The sequence below is a fragment of the Cupriavidus sp. P-10 genome (assembly GCF_003402535.2).
In the GTDB taxonomy this organism is placed as follows: domain Bacteria; phylum Pseudomonadota; class Gammaproteobacteria; order Burkholderiales; family Burkholderiaceae; genus Cupriavidus.
The window spans coordinates 2074904-2100220 of the sequence record NZ_AP025170.1 but is presented as its reverse complement, the minus strand read 5'-3'; the positions used below and the strand labels follow the sequence as shown (position 1 = coordinate 2100220).

The window sequence follows — 25317 nt, the reverse complement described above, 5'->3', positions numbered from 1 at the left end:
GCGGTTTTCCTCTATGATGCGGGCTTCGGCCCGCATTTTTATTCGCTGCGCGCATCACTCCTGCCGCAGTCCGCTACAACACCTTCCGCCCGCGCCATGTCCACCGCCGCCCTCGATCCCGCCCGCAATCCGCTTCGTCATGACGCCCAGGTGATCGGGCTGGTCGGGCTGGCCCATGGGGTCTCGCATTTCTATCACCTGCTGCTGGCGCCGCTGTTCCCATGGATCAAGACCGAGTTCGGATTGAGCTATGCGGAGCTGGGGCTGCTGATGACGGTGTTTTTCGCCGTGTCGGCGGTGGTGCAGACCGCCTCGGGCTTCGTGGTGGACCGCTTCGGTGCGCGGCCGGTGCTGTTCGCCGGCCTGGCCTTCCTGGGCAGCTCGGCGTTGCTGCTGTCGGCCAGCAATGGCTATGCCGCGCTGCTGGCCGGCGCGGCGGTGGCGGGGCTGGGCAACGGCGTGTTCCACCCGGCCGACTTCACGCTGCTGAACAAGCACGTGTCGCAGCCGCGGCTGGGCCATGCGTTCTCGGTGCACGGCATTTCCGGCAACCTGGGCTGGGCCGCGGCGCCGCTGTTCCTGGTCACCATCGCCAACCTGGCCAGCTGGCGCGTGGCGCTGGCGTCGGCCTCGGTGGTGGCCTTCGTGGTGCTGGCCGTACTGGTGGTGCTGCGCCATGTGCTGGACCCGCGCGAGGTGCGCGGCGCCGTGGGCCGGCCTGGCGCCAAGGCCGCCGGCGGCAGCCTGCTGGGCTTCCTGAGGCTGCCGCAGGTGTGGGTGTGCTGGGCGTTCTTCCTGCTGACCACGTTCTCCGCTGCGGGCATCCAGAGCTTTGCCCCGACCGCGCTGACCTACCTGTACGGCATGCCGTTCACGCTGGCCACGGCGTCGTACACCATCTACATGCTGTGCAGCGCCGGCGGCATGGTCGTCGGCGGCTTTGCCGCCAGCCGCACCAGCAACCATGACCGGCTGATCGCCGTCAGCTTTACGGTCTCCGGCCTGATCGCCATCCTGGTCGGGCTGAACCTGTTCCCCGCACTGCTGGTGCCGGTGCTGATGGGTGTGATCGGGTTTGGCGCCGGCACCGCCGGACCGTCGCGCGACCTGCTGGTGCGCGCCGCCGCGCCCGCCGGCGCCACCGGGCGCGTCTACGGCGTGGTCTATTCCGGCCTCGACATCGGCCTGGCCTGCGGGCCGCTGTTCTTCGGCGCGCTGATGGACGCGCGCCTGCCGGCCTGGGTGTTCTTCATGATCGGTGGCTTCCAGCTGATCTCGATCTTTACCGCGGTGACGGTGGGCAACGGCAACCGCTCGCGCCGCGGGGCTGCTGCGCCGGCAGCCTGAACCGGGCCGGCGCAGCCGGCCACCATTGCCTGCCTTCTGCGCGTCCTGCATTGTTCCAGCCTGCCTCGAGGATGTTTCCATGACTGCCACGCCGGGCCATTCGAACCCTGACACTCCCGATTCGCACAAAGCCAGCGAGGTGCCGATGTTGGGCGGCCATATTCTCGTTGACGCGCTGCTGGCGCATGGCGCCGAGCTTGCCTTCGGCGTGCCGGGCGAAAGCTACCTGGCGGTGCTCGACGGCTTCCATCACCGCCGCGACCAGTTGCGCTTTATCGTCTGCCGCCAGGAAGGCGGCGCCGCGGTCATGGCCGAAGCCTACGGCAAGCTGACCGGCCGCCCCGGGCTGGCCTTCTGTACGCGCGGCCCCGGCGCCACCAATGCCAGCATCGGCGTGCATACGGCGTTCCAGGACTCGACGCCGATGATCCTGTTCATCGGCCAGGTCGGCACCGATTTCATGGACCGCGAAGCCTTTCAGGAAATCGACTACCGCCGCATGTTCGGCCAGATGGCCAAGTGGGTGGCGCAGATCGACCGGGTCGAGCGCATCCCGGAATACATCGCGCGCGCCTACCAGACCGCTACCTCGGGCCGGCCGGGCCCGGTGGTGCTGGCGCTGCCGGAGGACATGCTGGCGCAGACCGCCTCGGTGCCGCAGTTGCGCGGCTACGAGCGCGTGCTGAGCTGGCCGGGCGACCCGGAGATGGCGCGCCTTGCGCAAATGCTCGAAGCCGCCGAGCGGCCCTTCGTGCTGGCCGGCGGCAGCGGCTGGACGCCGCAGGCCTGCGCCGACCTGCAGGCCTTCGCCGAACGCTTTGCGCTGCCGGTCGGCTGCGCCTTCCGCGGGCAGGACCTGTTCGACAACCGCCATCCCAACTATGCCGGCGATGTCGGCATTGGCATCAACCCGGCGCTGGCCGAGCGTATCCGGCAATCCGACCTGGTGCTGGCGATCGGCCCGCGCCTGGGCGAGATGACCACCGGCGGCTACGCGCTGATCGCCGCGCCGCGGCCCGCGCAAACGCTGGTGCACGTGCATGCCGGTGCCGAGGAACTGGGCAGCGTCTACCAGGCCGACCTGATGATCCACGCTTCGATGCCGGCCATCGCGGCGCGGCTGGCAGCGCTGCAGCCTGCCGCCGTGCCGCGCTGGCAGGCCTGGACCGAAGCGGCCCACGCGGACTACGAGCGTTACCTGCAGCCACCGGCATTTACAGGGCAGGGCGTCGACATGGCCGAGGTCATCCGCACGCTCGACCAGATGCTGCCGGACGATGCGGTGGTCACCAACGGCGCCGGCAACTACGCCAGCTGGCTGCATCGCTATTTCCACTACCGCCCGTTCCGCAACGGCGGCCGCGGCCAGCTGGCGCCGACCAGCGGCGCGATGGGCTACGGCGTGCCCGCCGCGGTCGGCGCCAAGATCGCCTTCCCGCAGCGCACCGTGGTGGCGCTGGCCGGCGACGGCTGCTTCCTGATGAATGGCCAGGAACTTGCTACCGCCATGCAGTACCAGGCGCCGGTGGTGTTCATCGTCGTCAATAACGGCATGTACGGCACTATCCGGATGCACCAGGAACGCGAATACCCGACCCGCGTATCGGGCACCGAGCTGCACAACCCAGACTTTGCCGCGCTGGCGCGCGCCTATGGTGCGCGCGGCGAAACCGTGACCAAGACCGAGGCCTTCGCCCCCGCGCTGCGCGCCGCGCTGGAGGCGCCGGTGTCGACGCTGATCGAGATCCGCGTCGATCCCGACGTGATCACGCCGCGCACCACGCTCAGCGCGATCCGCGCGCAGGCGCTGGCCAGCCGGCCGAACTGAGCGCGGTGCGGGCCGCCACGGATTCTTACCATCCATCAGGAGACCATTGATGAAGCCTGTCACCACCGACCTGTGCGACGCCCATGAAGACCGTCTCGCCGCCGGCACCCTGCGCGTAATGGCGCCGGTGTTCCGCGCCTGGGGCAAGCAGGGCGCCTTTGCCGGCCCGGCCGCGACGCTGAAGGTGTTCGAAGACAATTCACTCGTGCGCACCGTGCTGGAAGCGCCGGGCCAAGGCCGGGTCCTGGTGATCGACGGTGGCGGCTCGCTGCGTTGCGCGCTGGTCGGCGGCAACCTCGGCCTGCTGGCCGAGAAGAACGGGTGGGCCGGCATCGTCGTCAACGGTTGCGTGCGCGACAGCGCCGAGCTGGATGTGTGCGACATCGGCATCCGCGCGCTTGCCGCGCATCCGCAGAAGAGCCAGAAGCGCAATGTCGGTGAAAGCGAAGTCACGGTGCAGATGCCTGGCGCGGTCGTGCGTCCGGGCAACTGGATCTACGTCGATGCCGACGGCGTGCTGGTCTCGGACGACAAGCTGGAGGGCTGAGCATGCCGCGCGTCTTTGTCTACGGCACGCTGCGCGCCGGCGAGGTCAACGACCTGAATGCGGCCGCGCAGCGGCACGGCATCACGGCGCCCACGTTGCTGGGCACGGCCACGTTGGCGGGCCGGCTCTATGACTTCGGGACCTATCCTGGCCTGGTGCTGGATGCGACGGCCGGGCCGGTTGTCGGGGATATCTATGACATCCCCGATGCGCTGCTGCCGGTGCTGGACGAGATCGAAGAGGTCTATCCGGGGCAGGCTACGCTGTTCGTGCGCGAGGAATGCGCGGTGCAGCAGGATGGCAAGCCTGTCGCCTGCCTGCTGTATCCGGTGGCGGAAGCCGCCGTGGCCACGTTGCCGCACATTGGCAGCGGTGACTGGGTGGCCTATCGCCGCGCGCGCGACCTTGCCGGAGCCTGAAAGCAGTACCGGTCAATGACAGCCGATCAACGGCGCCCCTGCGGCGCCGTTTTTCTTTGCCCGCATGACTTTTCCTTCAATTTTTCACGATGTGGAAAGTCGTTGCGGTCCGCAGAAATGCATGGTTTGCGGAGCACAACTCCATTTCTCATGATGAAAGATTATGTCCCGTATCGTGAAATAAATTTTGCAAGTCGTTGAATTAATTGAAGAAAAAAACTAAGCAACAACTTCAGTTAAGGGTTGTTGCGACGCGGGAGCATTCCCTAAACTCTTATATAAGACAGATGACTTGAGACGCAAACAACGCCCCTGCATGGCGGCGCCCCAAGGCAGGTAATCAAGAGATTCTCAGCCATCCCCAAGCAGCTTCAGGAGAGTGACCATGAACCGCCAAGAACAGATCCAGGCCCTGCAAAAAGACTGGGATACCAATCCCCGCTGGAAGGGCATCACGCGCAACTTCACCGCCGAAGATGTCGTGCGCTTGCGTGGTTCGGTTCAGGTGGAGCACACCCTGGCACGCCGCGGCTCTGAAAAGCTGTGGAACCTGCTGCACACCGAGCCGTTCGTCAACTCGCTGGGCGCGCTGACCGGCAACCAGGCCATGCAGCAAGTGAAGGCCGGCCTGAAGGCCATCTACCTGTCGGGCTGGCAAGTCGCCGGCGACGCCAACCTGGCCGGTGAAATGTACCCCGACCAGTCGCTGTACCCGGCCAACTCGGTGCCGCAAGTCGTCAAGCGCATCAACAACACCTTCCAGCGCGCCGACCAGATCCAGTGGAGCGAAGGCAAGGGCGACACCGACTTCTTTGCCCCGATCGTGGCTGACGCCGAAGCCGGTTTCGGCGGCGTGCTGAACGCCTTCGAACTGATGAAGTCCATGATCGAAGCGGGCGCCGCCGGCGTTCACTTCGAAGACCAGCTCGCTTCGGTCAAGAAGTGCGGCCACATGGGCGGCAAGGTGCTGGTGCCGACCCGCGAAGCCGTCGCCAAGCTGACCGCTGCCCGCCTGGCCGCCGACGTGTCGGGCGTGCCTACCCTGGTGATCGCCCGTACCGATGCGGAAGCCGCCGACCTGCTGACCTCGGACGTGGACGACAACGACAAGCCGTTCTGCACCGGCGAGCGCACTGTGGAAGGCTTCTACCGCGTCAGGAACGGCCTGGAGCAGTCGATTTCGCGCGCCCTGGCCTACGCCGAAGTGGCTGACCTGGTGTGGTGCGAAACCGGCAAGCCGGACCTCGAATTCGCCAAGAAGTTTGCCGAAGCCGTGCACGCCAAGTTCCCGGGCAAGATGCTGGCCTACAACTGCTCGCCCTCGTTCAACTGGAAGAAGAACCTGGACGACGCCACCATTGCTAAGTTCCAGAAGGAACTGGGCGCCATGGGCTACAAGTTCCAGTTCATCACGCTGGCCGGCTTCCACTCGCTGAACTACTCGATGTTCAACCTGGCCTACGGCTACGCCCGCAACCAGATGAGCGCATTCGTGGAACTGCAGGAAGCCGAGTTCAAGGCAGCCGAGAAGGGCTTCACCGCGGTCAAGCACCAGCGCGAAGTCGGCACCGGCTACTTCGATGCCGTGACGCAGACCATCGAAGGCGGCAAGTCTTCGACGACTGCGCTGAAGGGTTCGACCGAAGACGAGCAGTTCTTCGACGACAAGAAAGTGGCCTGACTCTCCTGGTCACCTCCGCCGGCTAGTGGGTCCGGCGGAACGGGGGGCGTGAGACCATCACGCTCCTCAATTTAGGCGACGCGCCGTTCTCTCTCAGGGACGGCGCGCTTTTTTGTTTCCAATGCGATGCTCACCTTGATCGGCTCCGGGCAGAGATGTTGACGTACAAAAAGAGAAAAGCCCTCGGCCAGGGGTGGGCGAGGGCATGAAGGGCTTGAAGAGTGGGCGAGTCGACGAAACCGCCCATAACCATGGTCGTACACGCGCCCGGGTCTTGCATCCCTCTAAACAGAGGTGCTGCCCCATGCGTTTAACGCCCCATGCGGCGGTTGTAGCTGCGCGAAATGCGCGCCATCAACGCTGGGTCGCTTGCACCCATGCTGTCGAACGACACCTGCACGTGGCCGTCTGCCATCTGATCCACACCGGCCATCACCGTGCTGCTTTCCAGGCTGCCGACCACTACGCCACTAACCGGGTCCGCGACGCTGATCGCCAGTCCCTGGTCCTGCATTGCCCCTGCTGCCGCGGTGAAGGTGCGATCGAAGCTGGCCGGCGTCATGACCGTAAAGGCGCCTGTTCCGGCCGGGGTCGTGCATGCCGAAAGCGCCAGGATGCCGCCGCTGGCTAGTAGTGAAAGTCGCATCATGATGACACCTTCCTTCAGCCCCGGCCGAACATGTACGCGTTGCGACTTTGTGCGAATTTCCACTCGCTGATCGCCCTGCCACAAGATTAGGCGACATTGGCGAAGATTCCATGCGAAGCCACCGGATGCGCTGCGGAGGGTCCGGGCATGCCGGAAGTGCGAAATGCAATAAATTGTCATATCTGACGATTTATTGCATTTGGGTGATGCAGGCGGCAAGTGGATGCCATAAAGTGCCCCGGCCATTGTCGGCACCTTCCGAGCCACTCCCAAGAACAACATCATGAAAGCATCACGCTCTCTCGCTACCTGCGCCGTCGTGGCCGCACTGCTGGCCGGCTGCTCCGGCGGCATGCCCACCAATATCGACGGCATGGTGTCCGCCGGCTCCTCGCTGGCCAAGGCCGCGACACTGAGCGACGCGGACGTCAAGAGCCTGTCCGACCAGGCCTGCGCCGAGTCGGACAAGACCAACAAGATCGCCGGCGCTAATACCACGTACGGCAAGCGCCTGGCCAAGATCATGAGCGGCCTGAATGGCAGCAACGTGCCCAACGTCAACGCCAAGGTGTACATGACCAAGGACGTCAACGCCTGGGCCATGGCCAACGGCTGCGTGCGTGTCTACAGCGGCCTGATGGACATGATGACCGACGATGAAGTGCGTGGCGTGCTGGGCCACGAGCTGGGTCATGTGGCGCTGGGCCACACCCGGAAGGCCATGCAGGTCGCCTACACGGCGACGGCCGCGCGTGGCGCGGCCGCGGCGGCAGGCAACAACGCGGTTGCCGCGCTGTCGTCGTCGCAACTGGGCGAGCTGGGCGAGAAGCTGATCAACGCGCAGTTCTCGCAGTCGCAGGAAAGCGCGGCCGATGACTACTCGTTCGACCTGCTGACCAAAAACAAGGCCAACACGCGCGGCCTGGTGACGGCGTTCCAGAAGCTGGCCAAGCTCGATGGCGGCAAGTCGGGCATGTTCTCGTCGCACCCGGGGTCGGATGACCGCGCCAGGCATATGGAGGAGCGGATTCGCAAGGCTTCGTAAGCTACCGGGCGCACCCATGACAACGCCCGCACCGGACAGCCCGGTGCGGGCGTTGTGCTTTCTGCCGAAGCAGGCCGGGGGTCAGCGATACACGATGACCGGGATATCGGTATGCGTCAGCACCTTCTGCGTTTCGCTGCCGAGCAGCAGGCCGGACAGCCCGCGCCGGCCATGCGACGCCATGAAGATCACGTCGCACCCATGGCGCTCGGCGGCGTCGATGATGCCGAGGTAGGGCACGGCGAAGGTCGACATGTCGGCGTCGAAGGTGACGCCGGCCGCGGTCGCCAGGTTCTCGATTTCCTTCAGGTAGAGCTTGGCCTGGTTCTCGATGCGGTCCTTGAAGGCCTGCGGCGCCTCGACCACGATTTCGCTGAACGGGGTGTAGGGATACTCCTCCAGGCAGACATAGGCCGTGACGCGCGCGCCGATGGCCTTGGCGAGTTCCAGCCCGCCGTTGATGGCCTTCTTGGAGAGTTCCGAGCCGTCGGTGGGTAGCAGGATATGTTGGAACATGCGGGGCTCCTTTGCTGACTAGGGAAGGGGCAGGGCGGCCGCCCTGCGCCGGTGGGGCGATGCCGGGGCGGTGGAAAGCGCCTGTCTGAATCCATTGTAGTCAGTGTGCCGAGTACGGCATTGTGCAAAATCAATTGCAACAAAACCGTCCCAGCCGGAGCCCTTGCGCTGGCTGTCAGTCCGCCAGCGCCGCTGCCACCGGCATGGCGGCAGCCTGCTCCGCCCGGCGCCAGTAGGCCGGGTTGCCGTAGGTGTTCTTCAGGTGGTCGATAAACAGCCGCACCCGCAGCGGCAGGTGCTTGCGCTGCGGGAACACCGCATGGATGCCGATCGGCGGCGCCTGGAAGTCGTCCAGCACCGTGACCAGCCGGCCGCTGGCGATTTCGTTGCCGACCTCCCACCACGAGCGCCACGCCAGTCCGTGGCCCTGCAGGCACCACTCATGCAGCACCGCGCCGTCGGTGCATTCCATGGTGCCGCCGACCTTGACCGTCACCGAGCGGCCGTCTTCCGTGAATACCCAGCCGCGCTGTACGTTGGCGCTGGCGCCGAAAGCCAGGCAGTTGTGCCGCTGCAGGTCTTCCGGCGTGTTGGGGCGGCCGGCGCGGGCCAGGTAGTCAGGCGAGGCCACCACCACGCGCCGGGTCTCGGCCAGCCGGATCGAGACCAGGCTGGAGTCGGGCAGGTCGCCCAGCCGGATCGCGCAGTCGAAGCCTTCGTTGACCAGGTCGACCACGCGATCGGACAGGTCGAGCGTGATCGATACGTCCGGGTGCGATTCAGTGAACAGCGGCACCAGCGGCGCCACGTGCTTGCGGCCATAGCCGGCCGGCGCAGTCACGCGCAGGTGGCCGCTGGCCTTGACGCCGCCGGCCGAGACGCTGGCCTCGGCGTTGTGCAGGTCGTTCAGGATGCGCTGGCAATCCTCCAGGAAGGCCGAGCCTTCGAAGGTCAGGCTGATCTTGCGCGTGGTGCGTACCAGTAACTTCACGCCCAGCCGCTCTTCCAGCGCATCGATGCGGCGCCCGATGATGGCCGGCGCCACGCCCTCCGCCGCTGCTGCCGCCGACAGGCTGCCGCGCGACGCGACGGATACAAAAGTCTCCAACTGTTTGAAATGGTCCACAAATGTTCGCCGAGTAACGCCCAGCCCGCGCGTTTTGTGCCGGCGCGGTCACGCCCGATGCGTGGTGGCGTGCTGCTTGGCGTCCAATGCGCGAGGATTTAGTGCGGAGTATCGTTTTAGTCAGCCAAGATTAGTGGTCTAAAAGTAAAAGATCAAGTGACCCGGGGCACCTTTGCCGCAGTGCAGCGTCTCCCTACAATGCGATGCATTCATCGGTGTACACGGCCACGCAGTTGTGGTCCGACACCGGCACACGTTGCTAGATACAGGTTGCCAGCGCCCCATGAACAAGATCCGCGCAGTCGTCTTCGATGCCTACGGCACGCTGTTCGACGTGTATTCCGTCACCGCGCGCGCGGAACAATTGTTCCCGGGCCGCGGCGAGGCGTTGGCGCTGCTGTGGCGCGACCGCCAGATCGACTACACGCGCATCCGCACCATGGCCGGGCACGACGGCGCGCACTACAAGCCGTTCTGGGCCATCACCGTGGACGCGCTGCGATACGCCGCCGAGCGCCTGGGCCTGCCGCTGGACGAGGCCACCGAAGCCCAGCTGCTCAAGGAATACGCCTGCCTGTCGGCCTTCCCGGAAAACCTGGGCGCGCTCAAGCGCCTGCGCAAGGCGGGGCTGCCGCTGGGCATCCTGTCCAACGGCAATGCCGAGATGCTCGACATCTCGGTCAAGAGCGCCGGCATGAACGGCCTGTTCGACCATGTGCTGTCGGTCGACGCGGTGCGCCAGTACAAGACCGCGCCGGCTGCCTATGCATTGGGGCCGCTGGCCTTCGGGCTGGACGCGCAGGAGATGCTGTTCGTCTCGTCCAACGGCTGGGACGCCTGCGGCGCCACCTGGTTTGGCTACACCACCTTCTGGATCAACCGTGCCGGCCACCCGGCGGAGCGGCTCGACGTAGCCCCCTCCGGCACCGGGCACGACATGAACGACCTGCTCGAATTCGTCCGCGCCCATGGCGTGGCCGTGTAGCAGGCGTCCCAATAACCAAGCTATCGCTATCGTTTACAGGAGAACACTGATGGCTATCACGCTGCCCGCGGGCATGAAGATTACCGGCGAAATCCTGCCGGCCTACGAAGATATCCTCACGCCGGAAGCCCTGGCCCTGGTAGACAAGCTGCACCGCGCCTTCGAGCCGCGCCGTCAGGAGCTGCTGGCCGCGCGCGTCGAGCGCGCCAAGCGCCTGGACGCCGGCGAAGTCCCCGATTTCCTGCCGGAAACCAAGAACATCCGCGAAGGCGACTGGAAGGTTGCCCCGGTGCCCAAGGCACTGGAACTGCGCCGCGTGGAAATCACCGGCCCGGTCGAAGCCAAGATGGTGATCAACGCCTTCAACTCGGGCGCTGACAGCTACATGACCGACTTCGAGGACTCCAACACCCCCAACTGGCACAACCAGCTGCAGGGCCAGGTCAACCTGAAGGCCGCCGTGCGCCGCACGCTGACCCTGGAGTCGAAGGGCAAGCAATACAAGCTGAACGACAAGATCGCCACGCTGCAGGTGCGTCCGCGCGGCTGGCACCTGGACGAAAAGCACGTCACCATCGACGGCAAGCGCGTCTCGGGCGGCATCTTCGACTTCGCGCTGTTCCTGTTCCACAACGCGAAAGAGCAGATCGCCCGCGGCGCCGGCCCGTTCTTCTACCTGCCCAAGATGGAAAGCCATCTGGAAGCGCGCCTGTGGAACGACATCTTCGTGATGGCGCAGAAGGAAGTCGGCCTGCCGCAAGGCACCATCAAGGCCACCGTGCTGATCGAGACCATCCTCGCCGCGTTCGAGATGGAAGAGATCCTGTATGAGCTGCGCGAGCACAGCGCCGGCCTGAACGCCGGCCGCTGGGACTACATCTTCTCGTGCATCAAGAAGTTCAAGAACGACAAGGACTTCTGCCTGGCCGACCGCGCCAAGGTCACCATGACCGCGCCGTTCATGCGCGCCTACGCGCTGCTGCTGCTCAAGACCTGCCACTCCCGCGGCGCCCCCGCCATCGGCGGCATGAGCGCGCTGATCCCGATCAAGAACGATCCGGAGAAGAACGCCATCGCCATGGAAGGCATCATCAGCGACAAGCGCCGCGATGCCACCGACGGCTACGACGGCGGCTGGGTGGCGCACCCGGGCCTGGTCGAGCCGGCGATGAAGGAATTCGTCGCGGTGCTGGGCGACAAGCCGAACCAGTTCGAGAAGCAACGTCCGGACGTGCAAGTGAAGGGCGCCGACCTGCTCGACTTCAAGCCGGAAACGCCGATCACCGAGCACGGCCTGCGCATGAACATCAACGTCGGCATCCACTACCTGGGCGCCTGGCTGGATGGCAACGGCTGCGTGCCGATCCACAACCTGATGGAAGACGCCGCCACCGCCGAGATCTCGCGCTCGCAGGTGTGGCAGTGGATCCGTTCGCCGAAGGGCAAGCTGGAAGACGGCACCAAGGTCACGGCCGAGCTGGTGCGCAAGCTGATTCCGGAAGAACTGGCCAAGGTAAAGGAACTGGTTGGTGGCGACACCAAGACCTATGACCGCGCTGCCGAGATCTTCGAGCAGATGTCGACCTCGGAGGATTTCGCCGAGTTCCTGACGCTGCCGCTGTACGAAGAAGTCTGAGCGGGCCGCACTGCTCCGGCATGACCAGGAACCGCAGCCTGATGGCTGCGGTTTTTTTGTTTCCGGCCTCGCTTCACAGCGGCCCGGGCAGCGTCTTCAGCCCGACCCAGAGCACCATGATGATCACATTGACCGGCACGCTGAGCGCGCCCGGCACGTAGAACAGCGCCGACAGCACCGGCGCGCACAGCACGCCTTCCACCACGCTGCCCAGCGCATAGAAAAAGACCCCGCACCACAGCCAGCGCCGCATATACGTCGGCAGCCAGTGCGCACGCGCCTTGTTGAAATGCCAGGCGTGGGCACGTTCGGCCCGGCTTCCCTGGCTGGCGTCACGGAACAGCCAGTTGAAGAAAAAGTAGCGGTACAGCATGGTGCGAAAAGCCAGCTCTTGCATGATCACTCCTTTGGCCGCGCCGAGCCGGTGGTGCGCAGAGTTCACACGCGCGCACGCATGCGAGGACGACAGCCGGCTTACATAGCAGCGTAGCAAGAAGTCACGGGGACAGCCCAGCGCGGGCGCAATCCCGGTCCGCGGCATGATGGAAAACCCCCCATGTCCCGCGCCCCAACACTTCCTAATATGTAGTACCCGCCGCCAGCGCGGCCGGACAACATCAACGCGGAGACTTCAGACATGGACCGTCGACAGTTCCTGGGCACCGCAGTGCTTGCCGCAACCGCCGGCATCGCGCCCTGCGCCATGGCGCAGCAGTGGCCAGCGCGGCCGATCCGGCTGGTGGTGGCATATCCGCCCGGCGGCGGTACTGACGTGGTGGCGCGGCTGTTTGCCGACTATCTGGCCCGCGTGACGGGCCAGTCCGTGGTGGTGGAGAACAAGCCGGGCGGCGCCACCATTCCCGCCACCCAGGACGTCATCCGTGCCAGGAACGACGGCCAGACGCTGCTGGTGACGCTGGGTTCGTCCGCCACCTCGGGCGCGCATATCAACCGCGTGCCCTATGACCCGCTGACCGACCTCACCGCGCTCGCCGAACTCGGCCGTGCCCCGGTGCTGCTTGCCGCCAACAAGGACGCACCATATTCCACGCTGAAGGAACTGATCGCGTATTCCAGGGCCAACCCGGGCAAGCCGATCCACTCGGCCTCATACGGCCCGGGCACGTCGTCGCACTTTGGCCCGCTGCTGTTCAACCGGCTGGCAGGCACCAACCTGGAGCCGGTGCTGTACAAGGGCTCGGCGCCTGCCACGCAAGACCTGGTGGGTGGCGTGGTGCCGCTGATGATCGACGGCCTGACCACCGGCGTGCCGCTGTACCAGGCCGGCAAGACCAAGGTGCTGGCGACCACCATGCCGGAACGCTCGGACATGGCGCCCGGTGCGCCGACATTCCGCGAGCTGGGTTTCCAGGAGATGGAGCAACTTAGCGGCTATTTCGCGCTGTTCGGGCCGAAGGGCATGTCCAAGGCCACGGTCGATACCGTCTCCGAAGCCGTGCGCAAGGTGCTGGCGGATCCGGCGTACCAGAAGCGGCTGGCCGGCATTGGCGTGCTGCCGGCGCAGGCGGTCACGCCCGAGGCGTTTGCCGCGCAGATCCGGACCGATCATGCGCGTTGGGGCCAGTTCATCAAGGACATCGGGTTCAAGATCGAGAATTGAAACCGCCACGGACATCCGATCTCCAGCGACGGGCTCTGCCGCGGGGCGATTTATTGTCCATACTGAACCTTGCCGCGGTGCCCCTGCCGCGGCAAGCAAGAATCAGCAGCCTATGGAGGGAATCGTGTTCAAGCACATCTTGCTGGCCACCGATGGCTCGGAGCTTTCCAAGGTCGCCATGGCGGCGGCGCTCAATTTCGTCAAGGCGGGCGATGCGAAGCTGACGGCGTATACGTGCATGGAGGAGTATCCCTACCTGTCCTCGGGCGATGCCGGTCATCCGCGGCGAAAGGCGTATGAGGAACATGAGGCCGAGCGGGCCAACGCGCTACTCGCCGAGGTTGTCGCGGCGGCCACCGCGGCGGGCGTGACCTGCCAGACCGACATGAGCGTGTCGGTGCCGTACAAGGGCATTATCGATGCCGCCGCCAAGCACGGCTGTGACGTGATCTTCATGGCGTCGCACGGCCGGCGCGGGCTGGAGGGGCTGCTGGTCGGTAGCGAAACCCAGAAGGTGCTGACGCACTGCAGGATCCCCGTGCTCGTCTACCGCTGAGCTTGCGCAATCCGCCAGTCAGGATTCCTTCGACAGTTGCGCGATGCGCTTCCAGTGCGCATCTTCTTTCGGCAACTGGCTGAGGAACTGGCGGCGGTCGGCGATATCGACGTACATCGCCAGCGCCGGGCGCTGGGGCGAGATCCCGGACGTTCCGACCACGGCGCAGGCGGGCATCGCCGACTACCTGGTGGCCTCGTGGATCGGCGCGCTGGCACCGGTGTCAACGCCCGCGCCGGTGGTCGAACGCTTGTCCGACGAACTGGTCAGGAACGCACGAACCTGGCATGCCGCGCCAGCCTCCACTAACACATGCTCGGTGCTGCCATCGCGGAAGGTCACGGTCACGTCGGCGACGAACTTGCCCGGATAGCGCGCCTCCAGTTCGGGCGCCTCGGTGATGGCGATGCCGCGCGCGACGTCCAGCACCGGGGCCATGTCGAGCTTGCCGTCGAGGTAGTCGCGATGCACCTTGCAGCCATTGCCCATGCCAAGCACGGCGAAGGCCATCTGCGTCGGCAGGCTGAACTGGACATGCTCGATGTTCTTCGGCTCGTACGCATTGGCATTGGCGGTGCCGACCACCACGTTGAAGGCCGGATGGATGCGTGCCTGGATGCCGGCGATCTCGGCGCGGCGCGCCGCGAACGGGCGCACAGCGTCGATATACGCATGCGTGCAATAACAGGCGCAGTACGCCTTGAGCCAGACCGTGGCGCCGCGAACTGGCCGAGTTCTCCGAAGGATATCGAGCTGGTCGGGCACCGACAGCGAGACCGAGACGTTGAGACGTGCGTTCGGAACGGAAGGCCCGCAGCACGTGCAGGACGCGTTCCAAGGTCATTGTGATGGGCGCGGGACTTGTCATCGGAGCTCGTGGGCGTGCGCTGCGTTTTCCATACCACCGGGTCTGATGGTAGGGGCAGCCGCCGTGCGGCTCAAATGCCGATTCGCGAGCCGGCGGTTGCCGGAATGCGAACACGCCCGCGCGGGGCCGTCAGAAGCGGAAGCCCTGGCTCGGATGCACCTTCCAGCCGCCAGTGCCATCGAGCTCCAGCACCTGGTGGTGGTACTTGAGCAGCGAGGGACGGTGGCTGACGCTGACCAGCGTCGCATCCATGCCGGCCAGCAACTGGTACATGCCTTCCTCGTTGCCGATATCGAGCGCGCTGGTGGCCTCGTCGAGCATCACATAGCGCGGCCGCGACAGCAGCACGCGCCCCATCGTCAGCCGCTGCTGCTCGCCCAGCGACAGTACCTTGCCCCAGTCCACTTCGGTATCGAGCCCGCCGAAGCGCTCGACGATGCTGCCCAGATTGACAAGCTCAAGCAACCGGATCAGTTCGTCGTCGGGGATGTGCTGCCCGATGTGATTGGGGTACAGCAACTGGCCGCGCAGGCTGCCGACCACCATGTACGGGTGCTGCGGCAGGAACAGCATGTCCTGCGGCCTGGGCCGCACGATGCAGCCGCTGCCGCTGGTCCACAAGCCGGCCATGGCGCGCATCAGCGAGCTCTTGCCGCCGCCGCTGGCACCGACGATCAGCAGCCCTTCGCCGGGATTGGCCGACACCGTCAGGTCACGCACCAGCGTGCGTTCCAGGTTGGGCGTGCGCAGCGTCACGTGCAGCAGGGACAGGCGCGAATCCTGCACCGATTCGATCGTCGGCGCCGGTTCGGCGGTTTTCGCCGGCGTGGCCGCGAGCGTGCCGGCGAAGGTGTCGAGCCGGTCCAGCCCGGCGACGAAGCGGGCCAGGTCTTCGAAGTTGTCGACGATTACCGTCAGCGCATTCAGCACCGCGGCAAACGCCCCCGCGGCCTGGATCGCGCGCCCGACTTCCATTTCCCCGGACAGCACATGCGAGGCGACGATGGCGCTTGGCAGCATGATGGTGAGGAAGCCGTAGCCGTACTGGAACGTATTCAGGCTCAACTGCCACTTGATGAGCTTGTCGAAGTTGCGGAAGGCATGCTCGAAGCGGCCGCTGACGTGCGACGACTCCAGCGCCTCGCCACGGTAGAAGGCGATCGATTCGGCGTTCTCGCGCACCCGGATCAGGCTGAAGCGGAAGTCCGCCTCGCGCTTGAGCTGGAAGAAGTTCAGCCCGATCAGCACGCGCCCGAAGCAGTAGATGGAGATAAAGCTGCCGGCGATGGCATAGACCACCAGGAAGTAGACCAGCATCTGGGAAATCGACCACAGGACGGCGCTGAAGGCGATCAGCTGCAGCAGCGCGCCGATGCCGATAGACAGGAAGTACAGCGATTGCTTGGTGAAGGTGTTGATGTCTTCGGTGATCCGCTGGTCCGGATTGTCGATCGCCGCGTTGGCGTTGAGCTTGTAGTAAGTCCGGTCCTTGAAGTACCCGTCGAGGTAGTGACGGGTGAGCCATCGTCGCCACAGCAGGCTGAGTTTGTTGCGCAGGTAGTAGTAGGAGGAGTAGATGGGAACGGCGGCGAGCAGGATGTAGAGGCACTTTTGGATCGAGTCCCAGAAGCGGTCGGCATCTTGCGCCGCCAGGGCCGAAGTGAATTCGCCGGTTTGTTCGTTGATCCAGACCTCGGCCTGCGTCTGCCCAAGCAGCAGCAGGATCAAAAGGAGCAGCAGGCCGGACGCCTTCCATCGCTCCTGCGAGAACCAGTAGGGTCGGGCAATGGCCCAGTAACGGGTCCACACATGGCGGGTGGGGGCGCCCGGACGTTTCCTGCGGCCCGAAGTGGTGCCGGCGACCCTCGGCTCGGGAACAACGCTCATCTGATTCTCCAGCGCTGACGGATTCCCTGCTGCCGCGCGCATCCGTGACGCCGCAACGAAAGCGGACCAGCAGGAGAATCTGGATGAAATATAGGACAGCAAAATCCACGCCCGTCCAGATTTCATTCCCCTGGCACGCGAATTTTTTCGCGCCGGCGCGCGGTGTGCGGAGTTGACGGCAACGCCGAACCTGCTTTCAATGCGGGGTGACCAACCCGCTACAAGCTGGCACAAGCAGCCAAGGCTACAAACGAACCCTGCAACCGCTGCAACTGCTACAACCGCTGCTACCGCCTTCCAACCGTACCGCCATGGACCGCTTCGACGCGCTGCAACTTTTCACCCGGATCGTGGAGCTAGGCTCGTTCACCGGCGCCGCCAGTGCGCTCGACATGCCGCGCGCTACCGCCACGCACGCCATCAAGGAACTGGAGGCCCGCGTCGGCGCGCGGCTGCTCGAGCGCACCACGCGCCAGGTGCGCCCGACACTGGACGGCCAGGCGTTTTACGAGCGCAGCAAACGCGTGTTGCTGGAGCTGGAAGACGCCGAAACCTCGCTCAGCACGCAGGCGGCCAATCCGCGCGGGACGCTGCGGCTGGACCTGCACGGCACCCACGCGACGCAGGTCATCCTGCCGCGCATCGGCGAGTTCCGCGCCCGCTACCCCAATATCGAACTGGCGATCAGCAGCGGCGACCGCCTGGTCGACCTGGTGGGCGAGGGCATCGACTGCGTCGTGCGCGCCGGCCGTCCGCGCGACTCGTCGCTGGTGGCGCGGCGGCTGGCCGACATGCCGGAAGTGCTGTGCGCCAGTCCCGCCTACCTCGCTGTGCATGGCACGCCGCGACACCCGTCCGAACTCGAAGGCCATGCCGCCGTGGGCTTTTTCTCGCGCAACCATGACTACCGCTACCCGTTCACGCTGACGGTCGATGGCGAGGTGGTGGAGGCCAAGGCGCGCGGATGGATCGCGGTCAGCGACGCCGAGTGCTATACCAGTGCCGCGCTCGCCGGCTGCGGCCTGATCCAGGTGCCGCGCTTCCGCGTTGAAGAGCACCTGCGCGCGGGGCGGCTGGTGCCGGTGCTGGAAGCCTGGCCATGCCCGACGCTGCCGGTGTCGGTCCTGTATCCGTTCCACCGGCAGCTGGCGCCGCGCGTGCGGGTCTTCGTCGACTGGGTGGCGTCCGTCTATGCCGAGCGCTTCGGGCCGCTGCGTGGCGCCTCGTGAAGGGCGTGCCGGCGGCTCTTGCTAATGATATTGCATTATCATTAAAGCTCGCGTAGCATCGCCAGACATCGCCAACGACACTTTCCCGCCCACGGGCGACCTGGCATGACGCTCACGCAGCCATTCATCGAAACCTCGCCGCACCCGGCTCCCATCCTCGAGGCCGACGGCGTCCAGGCCGGCTATGGCGCCGCGCCTGTGCTGACCGCGCTGACGTTGCGCGTCTGGCCCGGCGAGATCTATGCGCTGCTGGGCGCCAACGGCGCCGGCAAGACCACCACGCTGAGCCTGTTCCTGGGCTTCATCGGGCCCAGTGGCGGGCAGGTGCGGGTCAACCGCGTCGACCCGGTGCGGGACCCGGCCGGCGCGCGCCGGCAGATCGCCTATATCCCGGAAAACGTAGCCCTTTACGAGCACCTGAGCGCGCGCGAGAACGTCGCCTACCTGCTGAGCCTGGCAGGGCAGAAGGAAACCCCGCAGGCCATCGACGAGGCGTTGCAGGCCGCGGGACTGGACCCCGCTGCGTTCGGGCGGCGCGTGGCAGGCTTCTCCAAGGGCATGCGGCAGAAGGTGGCGATCGCGCTGGCGCTGCGGCGCGAGGTCGCGGCGCTGCTGCTGGACGAGCCCACCTCGGGCCTGGATCCGCAGGCGACCGCCGAGTTCAACCGCTTGCTTGGCCTGCTGCGCGGGCGGGGCGTGGCCACGCTGATGGTGACGCACGACCTGCTGTCCGCGGCCGGCATCGCCGACCGCATTGGCTTTATCCAGTCCGGCCGACTCGCCGTGGAGTATGCCGCGCAGGGGCCGGAAGGCTTCGACGTGCGCGCCTTGCACCAGCGCTACGCGCAAGGTGCGGCATGAGCAGATCCTGGCTGATCGCGCGCGAGGAATGGCGCCTGATGCGGCGCGACAAAGTGGCGGTGGCCAGCCTGGCACTGGTGCTGTTGCTTGCCTTCGCCGCCATCCTGAGCGCATGGGAGCACCATCGCGATGTCAGCGCGCAGCAGGCGCGCTACCAGCAGCAGGCCGACCGGGAATTCGCCAGCCAGCCCGACCGGCACCCGCACCGGATGGCGCACTACGGCCACTACCTGTTCCGGCCGCTGGGCCCGCTGGCGGTGTTCGATCCGGGCATCGATCTCTATACCGGCCGCTCGCTCTACCTCGAAGCGCACCGGCAAAACAGCGCCAACTTCGGCGAGGTGCGGCAGTCGTCGCTGCTGGTGCGCTTCGGGCAGTTGTCGCCGGCCTTCGTGCTGCAGGTGCTGGCGCCACTGCTGCTGATCTTTGCCGGCCACGGCGTGCTGGCGCGCGAGCGCGAGAGCGGCGTGCTGCGCGTGTTGCTGGCGCAGGGCGTGCGGGGCGGCGAACTGGTGCGGGGCAAGGTGCTGGCCGTCGCCGGCGTGGCGCTGGCCGTGCTGCTGCCTGCAGCGGCGGTGCTGGCCTGGATGGCGCTGGCGCGGCCGGGCGATGCGCCGCTGTCCGCGCTGCTGGCGGCGCTGCTGGTGGCGGCATATGCCGGCTGGCTGCTGCTGTGGTCGCTGCTCGTCACCGTGGTGTCGGCGTGGTGCCGGCGCAGCCGCGATGCGCTGCTGGTGCTGCTGGCGCTGTGGGCCGTGCTGGTGGTCATGCTGCCGCGCGCGGTGCCGGACCTGGTCAACGCCGTGGTGGCGCTGCCGACGCGGCTGGAAAGCACCATCGCGGTGGAGCGCGAGCTTGCGGCGATCGGCGACAGCCATGACCCCGACGATCCCTACTACAACGGCTTCCGGCAGCAGGTCCTGGCGCAGTACGGCGTGCGCCGCGTCGAGGACCTGCCGGTGAACTACAAGGGCCTGCTCAAGACCGAAGGCGAACGCCTTACCAGCGCCTTGTTCGACCGGCACGCCAAGGCGGCCTTCGCGCTGCAGTTCCGGCAAGGCCGGCTCACCGATACGCTCGGATGGCTCAGTCCTGCCTTTGCGCTGCGCCGGCTGTCGATGACCGTTGCCGCTACCGACCTGCATGGCTATCGCGACTTCCTGCAGCAGGGCGAACGCTATCGCTACGGCCTGGTGCAGGCTCTGAACCGGCTGGAAGCCGAGCAGATCCGCTATGCCGATGCGGTCGATCCGGCCAGGGAGAACCGCATCGACCATCACCATTGGCAGGACCTGCCGGCGTTTGCCTACGTGCCGCCGTCCCTTGCCGGCACCGTGCAGCGCGCGCTGGCGCCGGCACTGGTGCTGCTGGCATGGCTGGCGGCGTGGCTGTGGCTGGCGCGCGTGGCGGCGCGCCGGCTGGAGGGCATGGCGCGATGAGCGGATGGCGAATGGGCATGCGCGAGGAATGGCGCCTGATCGTGCGCGCGCGGCTGACCGTGGCCGCACTGGTGCTGCTGTGCCTGCTGACCTGTCTGGCGGTCGGGGCGGGGCTGCACGAAGTGTCGCGGCAGCAGCACACCATCGCGCGCGCGGCGGCACTGCACGAACAGCGCGCCGCGGACGTGTACGAACGCCATGTGGGTGACGTCGGCATGGTGGCCTACTACAGCTTCTACTTCACTGCGGATCCGCCTTCCGACGCGGCGTTCCTGGCGCTGGGGCTGCGCGACGTGGCGCCGTTCATCCAGCGCGTGCGCATGCTCGGCCTGCAGTCGCAGGCCTATGACGGCGAGCATTTCAATCCCGAGCTGGCGCTGCCGGGGCGCTTCGACTTTGCCTTCGTGCTGGTCTACCTGGCGCCGCTGTTCGTCATTGCCTTGCTGCATGACCTGGTCTCGGGCGAGCGCCAGGCCGGGCGGCTGCGGCTGCTATTGTCGATGCCGGGGTCGCTGCGGCAACTGTGGCTGCGGCGCGTGGCGCTGCGCTATGGCCTGGTGCTGGCTTGCGTCGCGCTGCCGATGCTGGCGGGCGCAGCCGTTGCCGGCATGCCATGGCCCGCGATCGCGGCCGCCGTGGCGGTGGTGGCCAGCTACCTCGCTTTCTGGTTCGGCGCCGCGCTGCTGGTGGTCACGCGCGGCTGGCGCTCGCGCACCAACGCCACGGTGCTGATGGGAACCTGGGTGGGGCTGACCGTGGTGTTGCCGGTGGTCGCCAATATCGGGCTGGCCCGCGCCATCCCCGTCAACCAGGGTATCGACCTGATGCTGGCGCAGCGGCAGGCCGTCCACGCGGGCTGGGAAGTGCCGCGCGAAGTCACCATGCGCCAGTTCGTGCGCAGCCACCCGCAATGGGCCGGCATCGCGCCGCCGCGCACGGGATTCAACTGGGCCTGGTACTACGCGCTGCACCAGGTCGGCGACGAGAGCGTGGCGGGCCAGGTGCAGGCCTACCGTGCCGGGCTCGATGCGCGGCAACAGTGGACCGGCCGGCTCGGCTGGCTGCTGCCCGGCGTGGCCGCGCAGGCCTTCCTGCACCGGCTGGCGCACACTGACCTGGAAGCCCAGCTGGCCTTCCAGGACCGTATTGGCGCATTCCACCAGTCGGTCAGGACCTTCCACTATCCCTACCTGTTCGGCCGGCTTGCCTTCGGTGCGGAGGACTTCGCCGGCAGGCCGGCCTTTGCCGCGACCACACCGCGGCCACATGTCGCCAGCGCTTACCTGCTGGCGGCAATCGGGCTGCCATGGCTGCTGGGCGCGCTGGGCCTGTGGGCGATGTGTACGGTGCGGCTGCGGCCTTGAGGCAGGGCGTGGTCGCTTATCTCTTATCGCTTATCGCGTATTGGGGCCGCAGCGCCTGTCTCAGTCGAGGGTGATCTTTCCCGCCTTGACGATCTGACCGTATCGAGTGATGTCGCGCTCGATCACCTTGCGGAACTCTTCGGAGGAGCTGCCTACCGGCACGAATCCCAGTTCGGTCAGCTTCTTTGCCACGTCCGGGCTGCGCGTCGCCGCGGCGATCTCCTTGGCCATGCGCTCAACCACGGGCGCGGGCGTGCCGGCAGGCGCCAGCAGGCCGGTCCAGGAACTCATCACGAAGCCCGGGAAGCCCGATTCTTCCATGGTCGGGATATTCGGCTCGCCCGGCCAGCGCTTGGCCGAGGCCACGGCCAGCACATTGATCTTGCCCGACTTCACGTGCGGCATCGGCACCAGCAGGGGATCGAATGCCACAGACACCTCGCCGGAGACAAGTGCCGGCAGGATCGGTGCGCTGCCGTTGTACGGCACATGGGTCATCCTGACCTTGGACTCCATGGCCAGCCGTTCGCCCGTCAAATGCGCCGAGCTGCCCACGCCGCTAGAGCCGAAGGTCAGCGTATCGGGATGCTTCTTGCCATAGTCGACCAGTTCGGCAACGGTCTTTGCCGGTACCTTCTTGCTGGCGAACAGGAACAGCGGCAGTTCCGCCATCTGCGCCACCGGCACGAGGTCCGAAGGCTTGTAGCTCAGCTTGGAATACAGCGACATGTTGGCGCTGTAGGCCGCGAGCACCGAGACAAAGGTATAGCCGTCCGGCGCCGAGCGTGCGGCAACGCCAACGCCAAGCGTACTGTTCGCGCCAGGCTTGTTCTCGATGATGATGGGCTGGCCGAGGCTTTGCGAGACCCTTTCGAACACGACCCGGGCTACCGTGTCGGTGGACCCGCCGGGGGTATAGGGAACGATGACCTTGATCGGCCTGGTGGGCCAGGCGTCGGCCGCGAAGGCGGTATGACCGATCACCAGGCTCGTGATGGCGAGCGTTACCAGTCGTGCGCTGCGCGCAGCGTGATTCGAAATACTCAACTACGTCTCCTGCTTTGGCAATTTTTGTCCCCGCCTTTGCGGCGGGTTCCAGCGGTGAATCCGCCGATCGATTATGCCGGAGCGGACGAAGCGGGTACTTGCCATGAGGCTGCCCCGGAACGCATTCCGTGAAGTCAGTGTGCGATAAGCGGTCGGGGCACTGTGAAGGCGCGGACCGCGATTTGTGGGTGGCGGTGCCGGCGGCAGGTGAGGGCTGCAATATCGGCCTGCTGAAGCCGGGCGGCGCACTGGTGACGCAGTGGAGCCTCGGCGAGACCGTGCAGGCGTTGCGCTGGATGCCAGCGGTGGCATCTGGACCGCGATGTGCGAGGGATGGAGCGTGATGCGCTTCCTGGCGGACGGGACCCTGGACCGGGTCGTGGGCATGCCGGTGCCGTGCCCTTCCGATGTCTGCATCGGAGGGGCCGGTTCTGGCAGCCTGTTCATTACCTCATCGCGCCAGCAGGTTTCGCTGGAGGTGCTGGCGAAGGCAGGCCTTTCGGGCAGGCTTTTCGAGCTATCGATCTGAGGCGCCGGACGCCGCGCCGGCGTCACGCGTTCTGCGCAGGCTTGTCCTTCACCGGATCGGGATGAATCTGCATGACCGCATCCCGCTTGTCCAGCAAGTGGTGCCGCAGGATGCCGGCCAGCTTCTGGCCATCGCGCGCCTCGAGGGCGCTCATCATGCCTTCGTGCTCGTCGACCGCACGGTCCCACTTGTCCGACAGGTAGTTGGAGCGGAAACGCAGCGCCTGGATGCGCCGGTTCAGCGCCAGGTAGGTCTGGCTTAGCGCCGAGTTGCGCGCAGAGGCCACGATCAGGTTGTGGATCTCCTGGTTGCGGGCGTAGTAGCCGGGCAAGTCCTTCTGTACGCGGCAGGCGAGCATGGAGTAGTGCAGCGCCTTGATCTCGGAGAGCTCAGCCGGCGTGATGCGCTCGCATGCCAGCTCGCCCGCGAAGGCCTCCAGGCCGCTCATCAGTTCGAACATTTCCCACACTTCGGTCTCGCTCATGCGCGACACGCTCGCGCCACGGTTCGGCCAGATGTCGATCAGGCCTTCCGCGGCCAGCACCTTGAGCGCCTCGCGCAGCGGCGTGCGGGAGATGCCAAGTGTCTCGCACAGTTCGCGCTCGTTCAGCTTCATGCCCGGCGACAGCACGCCTTCAACGATGAACCGGCGCAGGTGCTCGACCACGATGTCGTGCAGGCGCTTGCGCTCGACCTTGGGCATGAGCCCTTCGGATTGTCTGTTCTCGTCGTCCAGAGGATTTTGCATTCAATTTTCCCATCTTCGGAAACTTGCCTCGATTGTATCTCAAGGCCGAAAACTCCAGTGTTGCTAAGGGTTTACGCGGAAAAAGTTCGCCTTGAAGCGCCGCCGCAGCTGGTGCTACAGTAGATTGCATTCAAAATTCAAAATTCAACCAAGGAGACGACCTCCCATGATCCACCTCGATTTCCATCCGGCTGGCCGCCATTTCCTGCAGATCCCCGGCCCGAGCCCGGTGCCTGATCGCATCCTGCGCGCCATGAGCTACCCGACCATCGACCACCGCGGCCCCGAGTTCGGCGCGCTGGGGCGCAAGGTGCTGGCCGATATCAGGAAGATCTTCAAGACCGAACAACCCGTGATCATTTACCCGGCGTCGGGTACCGGCGCCTGGGAGGCCGCGCTGACCAACACGCTGAGCCCGGGCGACCATGTGCTGATGTTTGAGACGGGTCACTTCGCCACGTTGTGGAAGAAGATGGCCGAAGCGCTGGGCCTCAAGCCGGAGTTCCTGGGCCTGCAGGGCATCGAAGGATGGCGTCGCGGGGTGCAGGCCGACATGATCGAGGCGCGGCTGCGCCAGGACACGGCGCACTCGATCAAGGCGGTATGCGTGGTGCATAACGAGACGTCGACCGGCGTGACCTCGAACATCGCCGCGGTGCGCAAGGCCATCGACGCGGCCGGCCACCCGGCCTTGCTGCTGGTGGACACGATCTCGGGGCTGGCCTCGGCCGACTACCGGCATGACGAGTGGGGCGCCGATGTCACGGTGTCGGGTTCGCAGAAGGGTTTGATGCTGCCGCCCGGCATCAGCTTCAACGCAGTCTCGCCGAAGGCGATCGCGGCCAGCCAGAAGGCCAGGCTGCCGCGCGCGTTCTGGGGCTGGACGGAAATCATCGAAGCCAACCAGAACGGCTACTGGCCGTACACCCCGAACACCAACCTGCTCTACGGCCTGTCCGAGGCGCTCGACATGATCCTGGGCGAGGGGCTGGACAACGTCTTCGCCCGCCACCAGCGCCTGGCGGAAGCCACGCGCCGCGCCGTGCGCGCCTGGGGCCTGGAAATCCAGTGTGCCGATCCGGCCGTGTACAGCCCCGTGCTGACGGGCGTGATGATGCCGGAGGGCGTGGACGCCGACGCCGTGCGCAAGCTCATCTATGAGCGCTTCAACATGTCGCTGGGCCAGGCGCTCGGCAAGATGCGCGGCCGCATGTTCCGCATCGGCCATCTGGGCGACTGCAATGACCTGACGCTGATGGCTACGCTGGCTGGCTGCGAAATGGGGCTGAAGCTGGCCGGCGTCCCCGTCGCCGCGAGCGGTGTCGCGGCGGCCATGGAATACCTGGCCGCGCACGCGGATACGCCGGTGCTGAAGGTGGCCGCCTGAAC

25 protein-coding genes and 1 pseudogene are annotated in these 25317 nt (G+C 66.1%); 17 read left to right on the top strand and 9 right to left on the bottom strand.

The window, feature by feature from the left end; genetic code table 11:
* Window positions 1–96: 96 nt before the first annotated feature.
* The 5 genes from CTP10_RS09660 (at window position 97) to aceA (ending at window position 5822) form a co-directional block, all read left to right on the top strand.
* Complete coding sequence (locus tag CTP10_RS09660; protein ID WP_116320497.1) at window positions 97–1347, top strand: MFS transporter; 1251 nt, start codon at window positions 97–99, stop codon at window positions 1345–1347.
* Window positions 1348–1492: 145 nt separating this feature from the next.
* Window positions 1493–3175 carry a thiamine pyrophosphate-dependent enzyme gene (locus CTP10_RS09655; RefSeq protein ID WP_116320553.1) on the top strand — a complete coding sequence of 561 codons (1683 nt, stop codon included), beginning with the start codon at window positions 1493–1495 and terminating at the stop codon, window positions 3173–3175.
* Window positions 3176–3224: 49 nt separating this feature from the next.
* Window positions 3225–3722, top strand: coding sequence for a ribonuclease E activity regulator RraA (gene rraA, locus CTP10_RS09650; RefSeq protein WP_116320498.1), 498 nt, complete (start codon window positions 3225–3227; stop codon window positions 3720–3722).
* A 2-nt stretch (window positions 3723–3724) separates the two neighbouring features.
* Window positions 3725–4141, top strand: a complete 417-nt coding sequence (locus CTP10_RS09645) for a gamma-glutamylcyclotransferase family protein (protein WP_116320499.1) — start codon at window positions 3725–3727, stop codon at window positions 4139–4141.
* 385 nt (window positions 4142–4526) lie between these two features.
* On the top strand, window positions 4527–5822 hold the full coding sequence (gene aceA, locus CTP10_RS09640) for an isocitrate lyase (protein ID WP_116320500.1): 1296 nt from the start codon (window positions 4527–4529) through the stop codon (window positions 5820–5822).
* A gap of 310 nt (window positions 5823–6132) precedes the next feature.
* Here the strand turns inward: aceA and CTP10_RS09635 are convergent, their stop codons facing one another.
* On the bottom strand, window positions 6133–6471 hold the full coding sequence (locus CTP10_RS09635; RefSeq protein WP_233528176.1) for a penicillin-binding protein: 339 nt from the start codon (window positions 6469–6471) through the stop codon (window positions 6133–6135).
* 283 nt (window positions 6472–6754) lie between these two features.
* On the opposite strand from CTP10_RS09635, the gene CTP10_RS09630 reads away from it, so the two are divergent.
* Complete coding sequence (locus CTP10_RS09630) at window positions 6755–7516, top strand: M48 family metalloprotease (RefSeq protein WP_116320501.1); 762 nt, start codon at window positions 6755–6757, stop codon at window positions 7514–7516.
* Between the two features lie 81 nt (window positions 7517–7597).
* On the opposite strand, the gene CTP10_RS09625 is transcribed toward CTP10_RS09630, so the two are convergent.
* Both CTP10_RS09625 and CTP10_RS09620 read right to left on the bottom strand, forming a co-directional pair.
* Entirely contained in the window at window positions 7598–8032 is a 435-nt protein-coding gene (locus CTP10_RS09625; RefSeq protein ID WP_092308857.1) for a universal stress protein, read from the bottom strand.
* Window positions 8033–8207: 175 nt separating this feature from the next.
* Window positions 8208–9158 (bottom strand): LysR family transcriptional regulator, encoded by a 951-nt coding sequence (locus tag CTP10_RS09620; RefSeq protein WP_116320502.1) that lies wholly within the window; start codon window positions 9156–9158, stop codon window positions 8208–8210.
* A 283-nt stretch (window positions 9159–9441) separates the two neighbouring features.
* Between CTP10_RS09620 and CTP10_RS09615 the strand changes: the two genes are divergently transcribed.
* A complete protein-coding gene (locus CTP10_RS09615; RefSeq protein ID WP_116320503.1) occupies window positions 9442–10143 on the top strand; it encodes a haloacid dehalogenase type II in 702 nt (233 codons plus the stop codon).
* A gap of 49 nt (window positions 10144–10192) precedes the next feature.
* On the top strand, window positions 10193–11779 hold the full coding sequence (aceB, locus tag CTP10_RS09610) for a malate synthase A (protein ID WP_116320504.1): 1587 nt from the start codon (window positions 10193–10195) through the stop codon (window positions 11777–11779).
* A gap of 73 nt (window positions 11780–11852) precedes the next feature.
* Here aceB and CTP10_RS09605 read toward each other — a convergent pair whose 3' ends face one another.
* Window positions 11853–12176 carry a hypothetical protein gene (locus tag CTP10_RS09605; protein WP_116320505.1) on the bottom strand — a complete coding sequence of 108 codons (324 nt, stop codon included), beginning with the start codon at window positions 12174–12176 and terminating at the stop codon, window positions 11853–11855.
* 240 nt (window positions 12177–12416) lie between these two features.
* Here CTP10_RS09605 and CTP10_RS09600 point away from each other — a divergent pair, with 240 nt between their 5' ends.
* A complete protein-coding gene (locus tag CTP10_RS09600; protein ID WP_116320506.1) occupies window positions 12417–13400 on the top strand; it encodes a Bug family tripartite tricarboxylate transporter substrate binding protein in 984 nt (327 codons plus the stop codon).
* Between the two features lie 124 nt (window positions 13401–13524).
* Window positions 13525–13956, top strand: coding sequence for a universal stress protein (locus CTP10_RS09595; protein ID WP_116320555.1), 432 nt, complete (start codon window positions 13525–13527; stop codon window positions 13954–13956).
* Window positions 13957–13974: 18 nt separating this feature from the next.
* On the opposite strand, the gene CTP10_RS09590 is transcribed toward CTP10_RS09595, so the two are convergent.
* Window positions 13975–14133, bottom strand: a complete 159-nt coding sequence (locus tag CTP10_RS09590) for a hypothetical protein (RefSeq protein ID WP_233528182.1) — start codon at window positions 14131–14133, stop codon at window positions 13975–13977.
* Here CTP10_RS09590 and CTP10_RS09585 point away from each other — a divergent pair.
* Window positions 14060–14329: a tripartite tricarboxylate transporter substrate-binding protein gene (locus CTP10_RS09585; RefSeq protein ID WP_271815686.1), complete on the top strand. Its 270-nt coding sequence runs from the start codon at window positions 14060–14062 to the stop codon at window positions 14327–14329. The genes CTP10_RS09590 and CTP10_RS09585 overlap by 74 nt on opposite strands.
* On the opposite strand, the pseudogene CTP10_RS09580 reads toward CTP10_RS09585, so the two are convergent.
* Both CTP10_RS09580 and CTP10_RS09575 read right to left on the bottom strand, forming a co-directional pair.
* Window positions 14260–14685: pseudogene (locus CTP10_RS09580) on the bottom strand (MmgE/PrpD family protein); the annotation flags it as partial. The gene CTP10_RS09585 and the pseudogene CTP10_RS09580 sit on opposite strands and share 70 nt — an antisense overlap.
* A gap of 268 nt (window positions 14686–14953) precedes the next feature.
* Window positions 14954–16711, bottom strand: coding sequence for an ABC transporter ATP-binding protein/permease (locus CTP10_RS09575; protein WP_116320508.1), 1758 nt, complete (start codon window positions 16709–16711; stop codon window positions 14954–14956).
* A gap of 311 nt (window positions 16712–17022) precedes the next feature.
* Here CTP10_RS09575 and CTP10_RS09570 point away from each other — a divergent pair, with 311 nt between their 5' ends.
* From CTP10_RS09570 to CTP10_RS09555, 4 genes are all read left to right on the top strand, one after another.
* Window positions 17023–17940: a LysR family transcriptional regulator gene (locus CTP10_RS09570; RefSeq protein WP_116320509.1), complete on the top strand. Its 918-nt coding sequence runs from the start codon at window positions 17023–17025 to the stop codon at window positions 17938–17940.
* Window positions 17941–18045: 105 nt separating this feature from the next.
* Window positions 18046–18801 carry an ABC transporter ATP-binding protein gene (locus tag CTP10_RS09565; protein ID WP_116320510.1) on the top strand — a complete coding sequence of 252 codons (756 nt, stop codon included), beginning with the start codon at window positions 18046–18048 and terminating at the stop codon, window positions 18799–18801.
* On the top strand, window positions 18798–20240 hold the full coding sequence (locus tag CTP10_RS09560) for an ABC transporter permease (protein ID WP_116320511.1): 1443 nt from the start codon (window positions 18798–18800) through the stop codon (window positions 20238–20240). Before CTP10_RS09565 ends, CTP10_RS09560 begins: the two co-directional genes overlap by 4 nt.
* A complete protein-coding gene (locus CTP10_RS09555; RefSeq protein WP_233528177.1) occupies window positions 20237–21604 on the top strand; it encodes an ABC transporter permease in 1368 nt (455 codons plus the stop codon). Before CTP10_RS09560 ends, CTP10_RS09555 begins: the two co-directional genes overlap by 4 nt.
* Window positions 21605–21664: 60 nt before the next feature.
* Here CTP10_RS09555 and CTP10_RS09550 read toward each other — a convergent pair whose 3' ends face one another.
* Window positions 21665–22651 carry a Bug family tripartite tricarboxylate transporter substrate binding protein gene (locus CTP10_RS09550; protein WP_116320512.1) on the bottom strand — a complete coding sequence of 329 codons (987 nt, stop codon included), beginning with the start codon at window positions 22649–22651 and terminating at the stop codon, window positions 21665–21667.
* Window positions 22652–22910: 259 nt separating this feature from the next.
* On the opposite strand from CTP10_RS09550, the gene CTP10_RS09545 reads away from it, so the two are divergent.
* The gene (locus CTP10_RS09545; protein ID WP_147316216.1) at window positions 22911–23180 is read left to right on the top strand and encodes an SMP-30/gluconolactonase/LRE family protein; all 270 of its coding nucleotides are present in this window, start codon (window positions 22911–22913) and stop codon (window positions 23178–23180) included.
* Between the two features lie 22 nt (window positions 23181–23202).
* Here the strand turns inward: CTP10_RS09545 and CTP10_RS09540 are convergent, their stop codons facing one another.
* Complete coding sequence (locus CTP10_RS09540; protein WP_116320514.1) at window positions 23203–23928, bottom strand: GntR family transcriptional regulator; 726 nt, start codon at window positions 23926–23928, stop codon at window positions 23203–23205.
* A 166-nt stretch (window positions 23929–24094) separates the two neighbouring features.
* On the opposite strand from CTP10_RS09540, the gene CTP10_RS09535 reads away from it, so the two are divergent.
* Window positions 24095–25315, top strand: coding sequence for a pyridoxal-phosphate-dependent aminotransferase family protein (locus tag CTP10_RS09535; protein ID WP_116320515.1), 1221 nt, complete (start codon window positions 24095–24097; stop codon window positions 25313–25315).
* The last annotated feature ends 2 nt before the right edge of the window (window positions 25316–25317 follow it).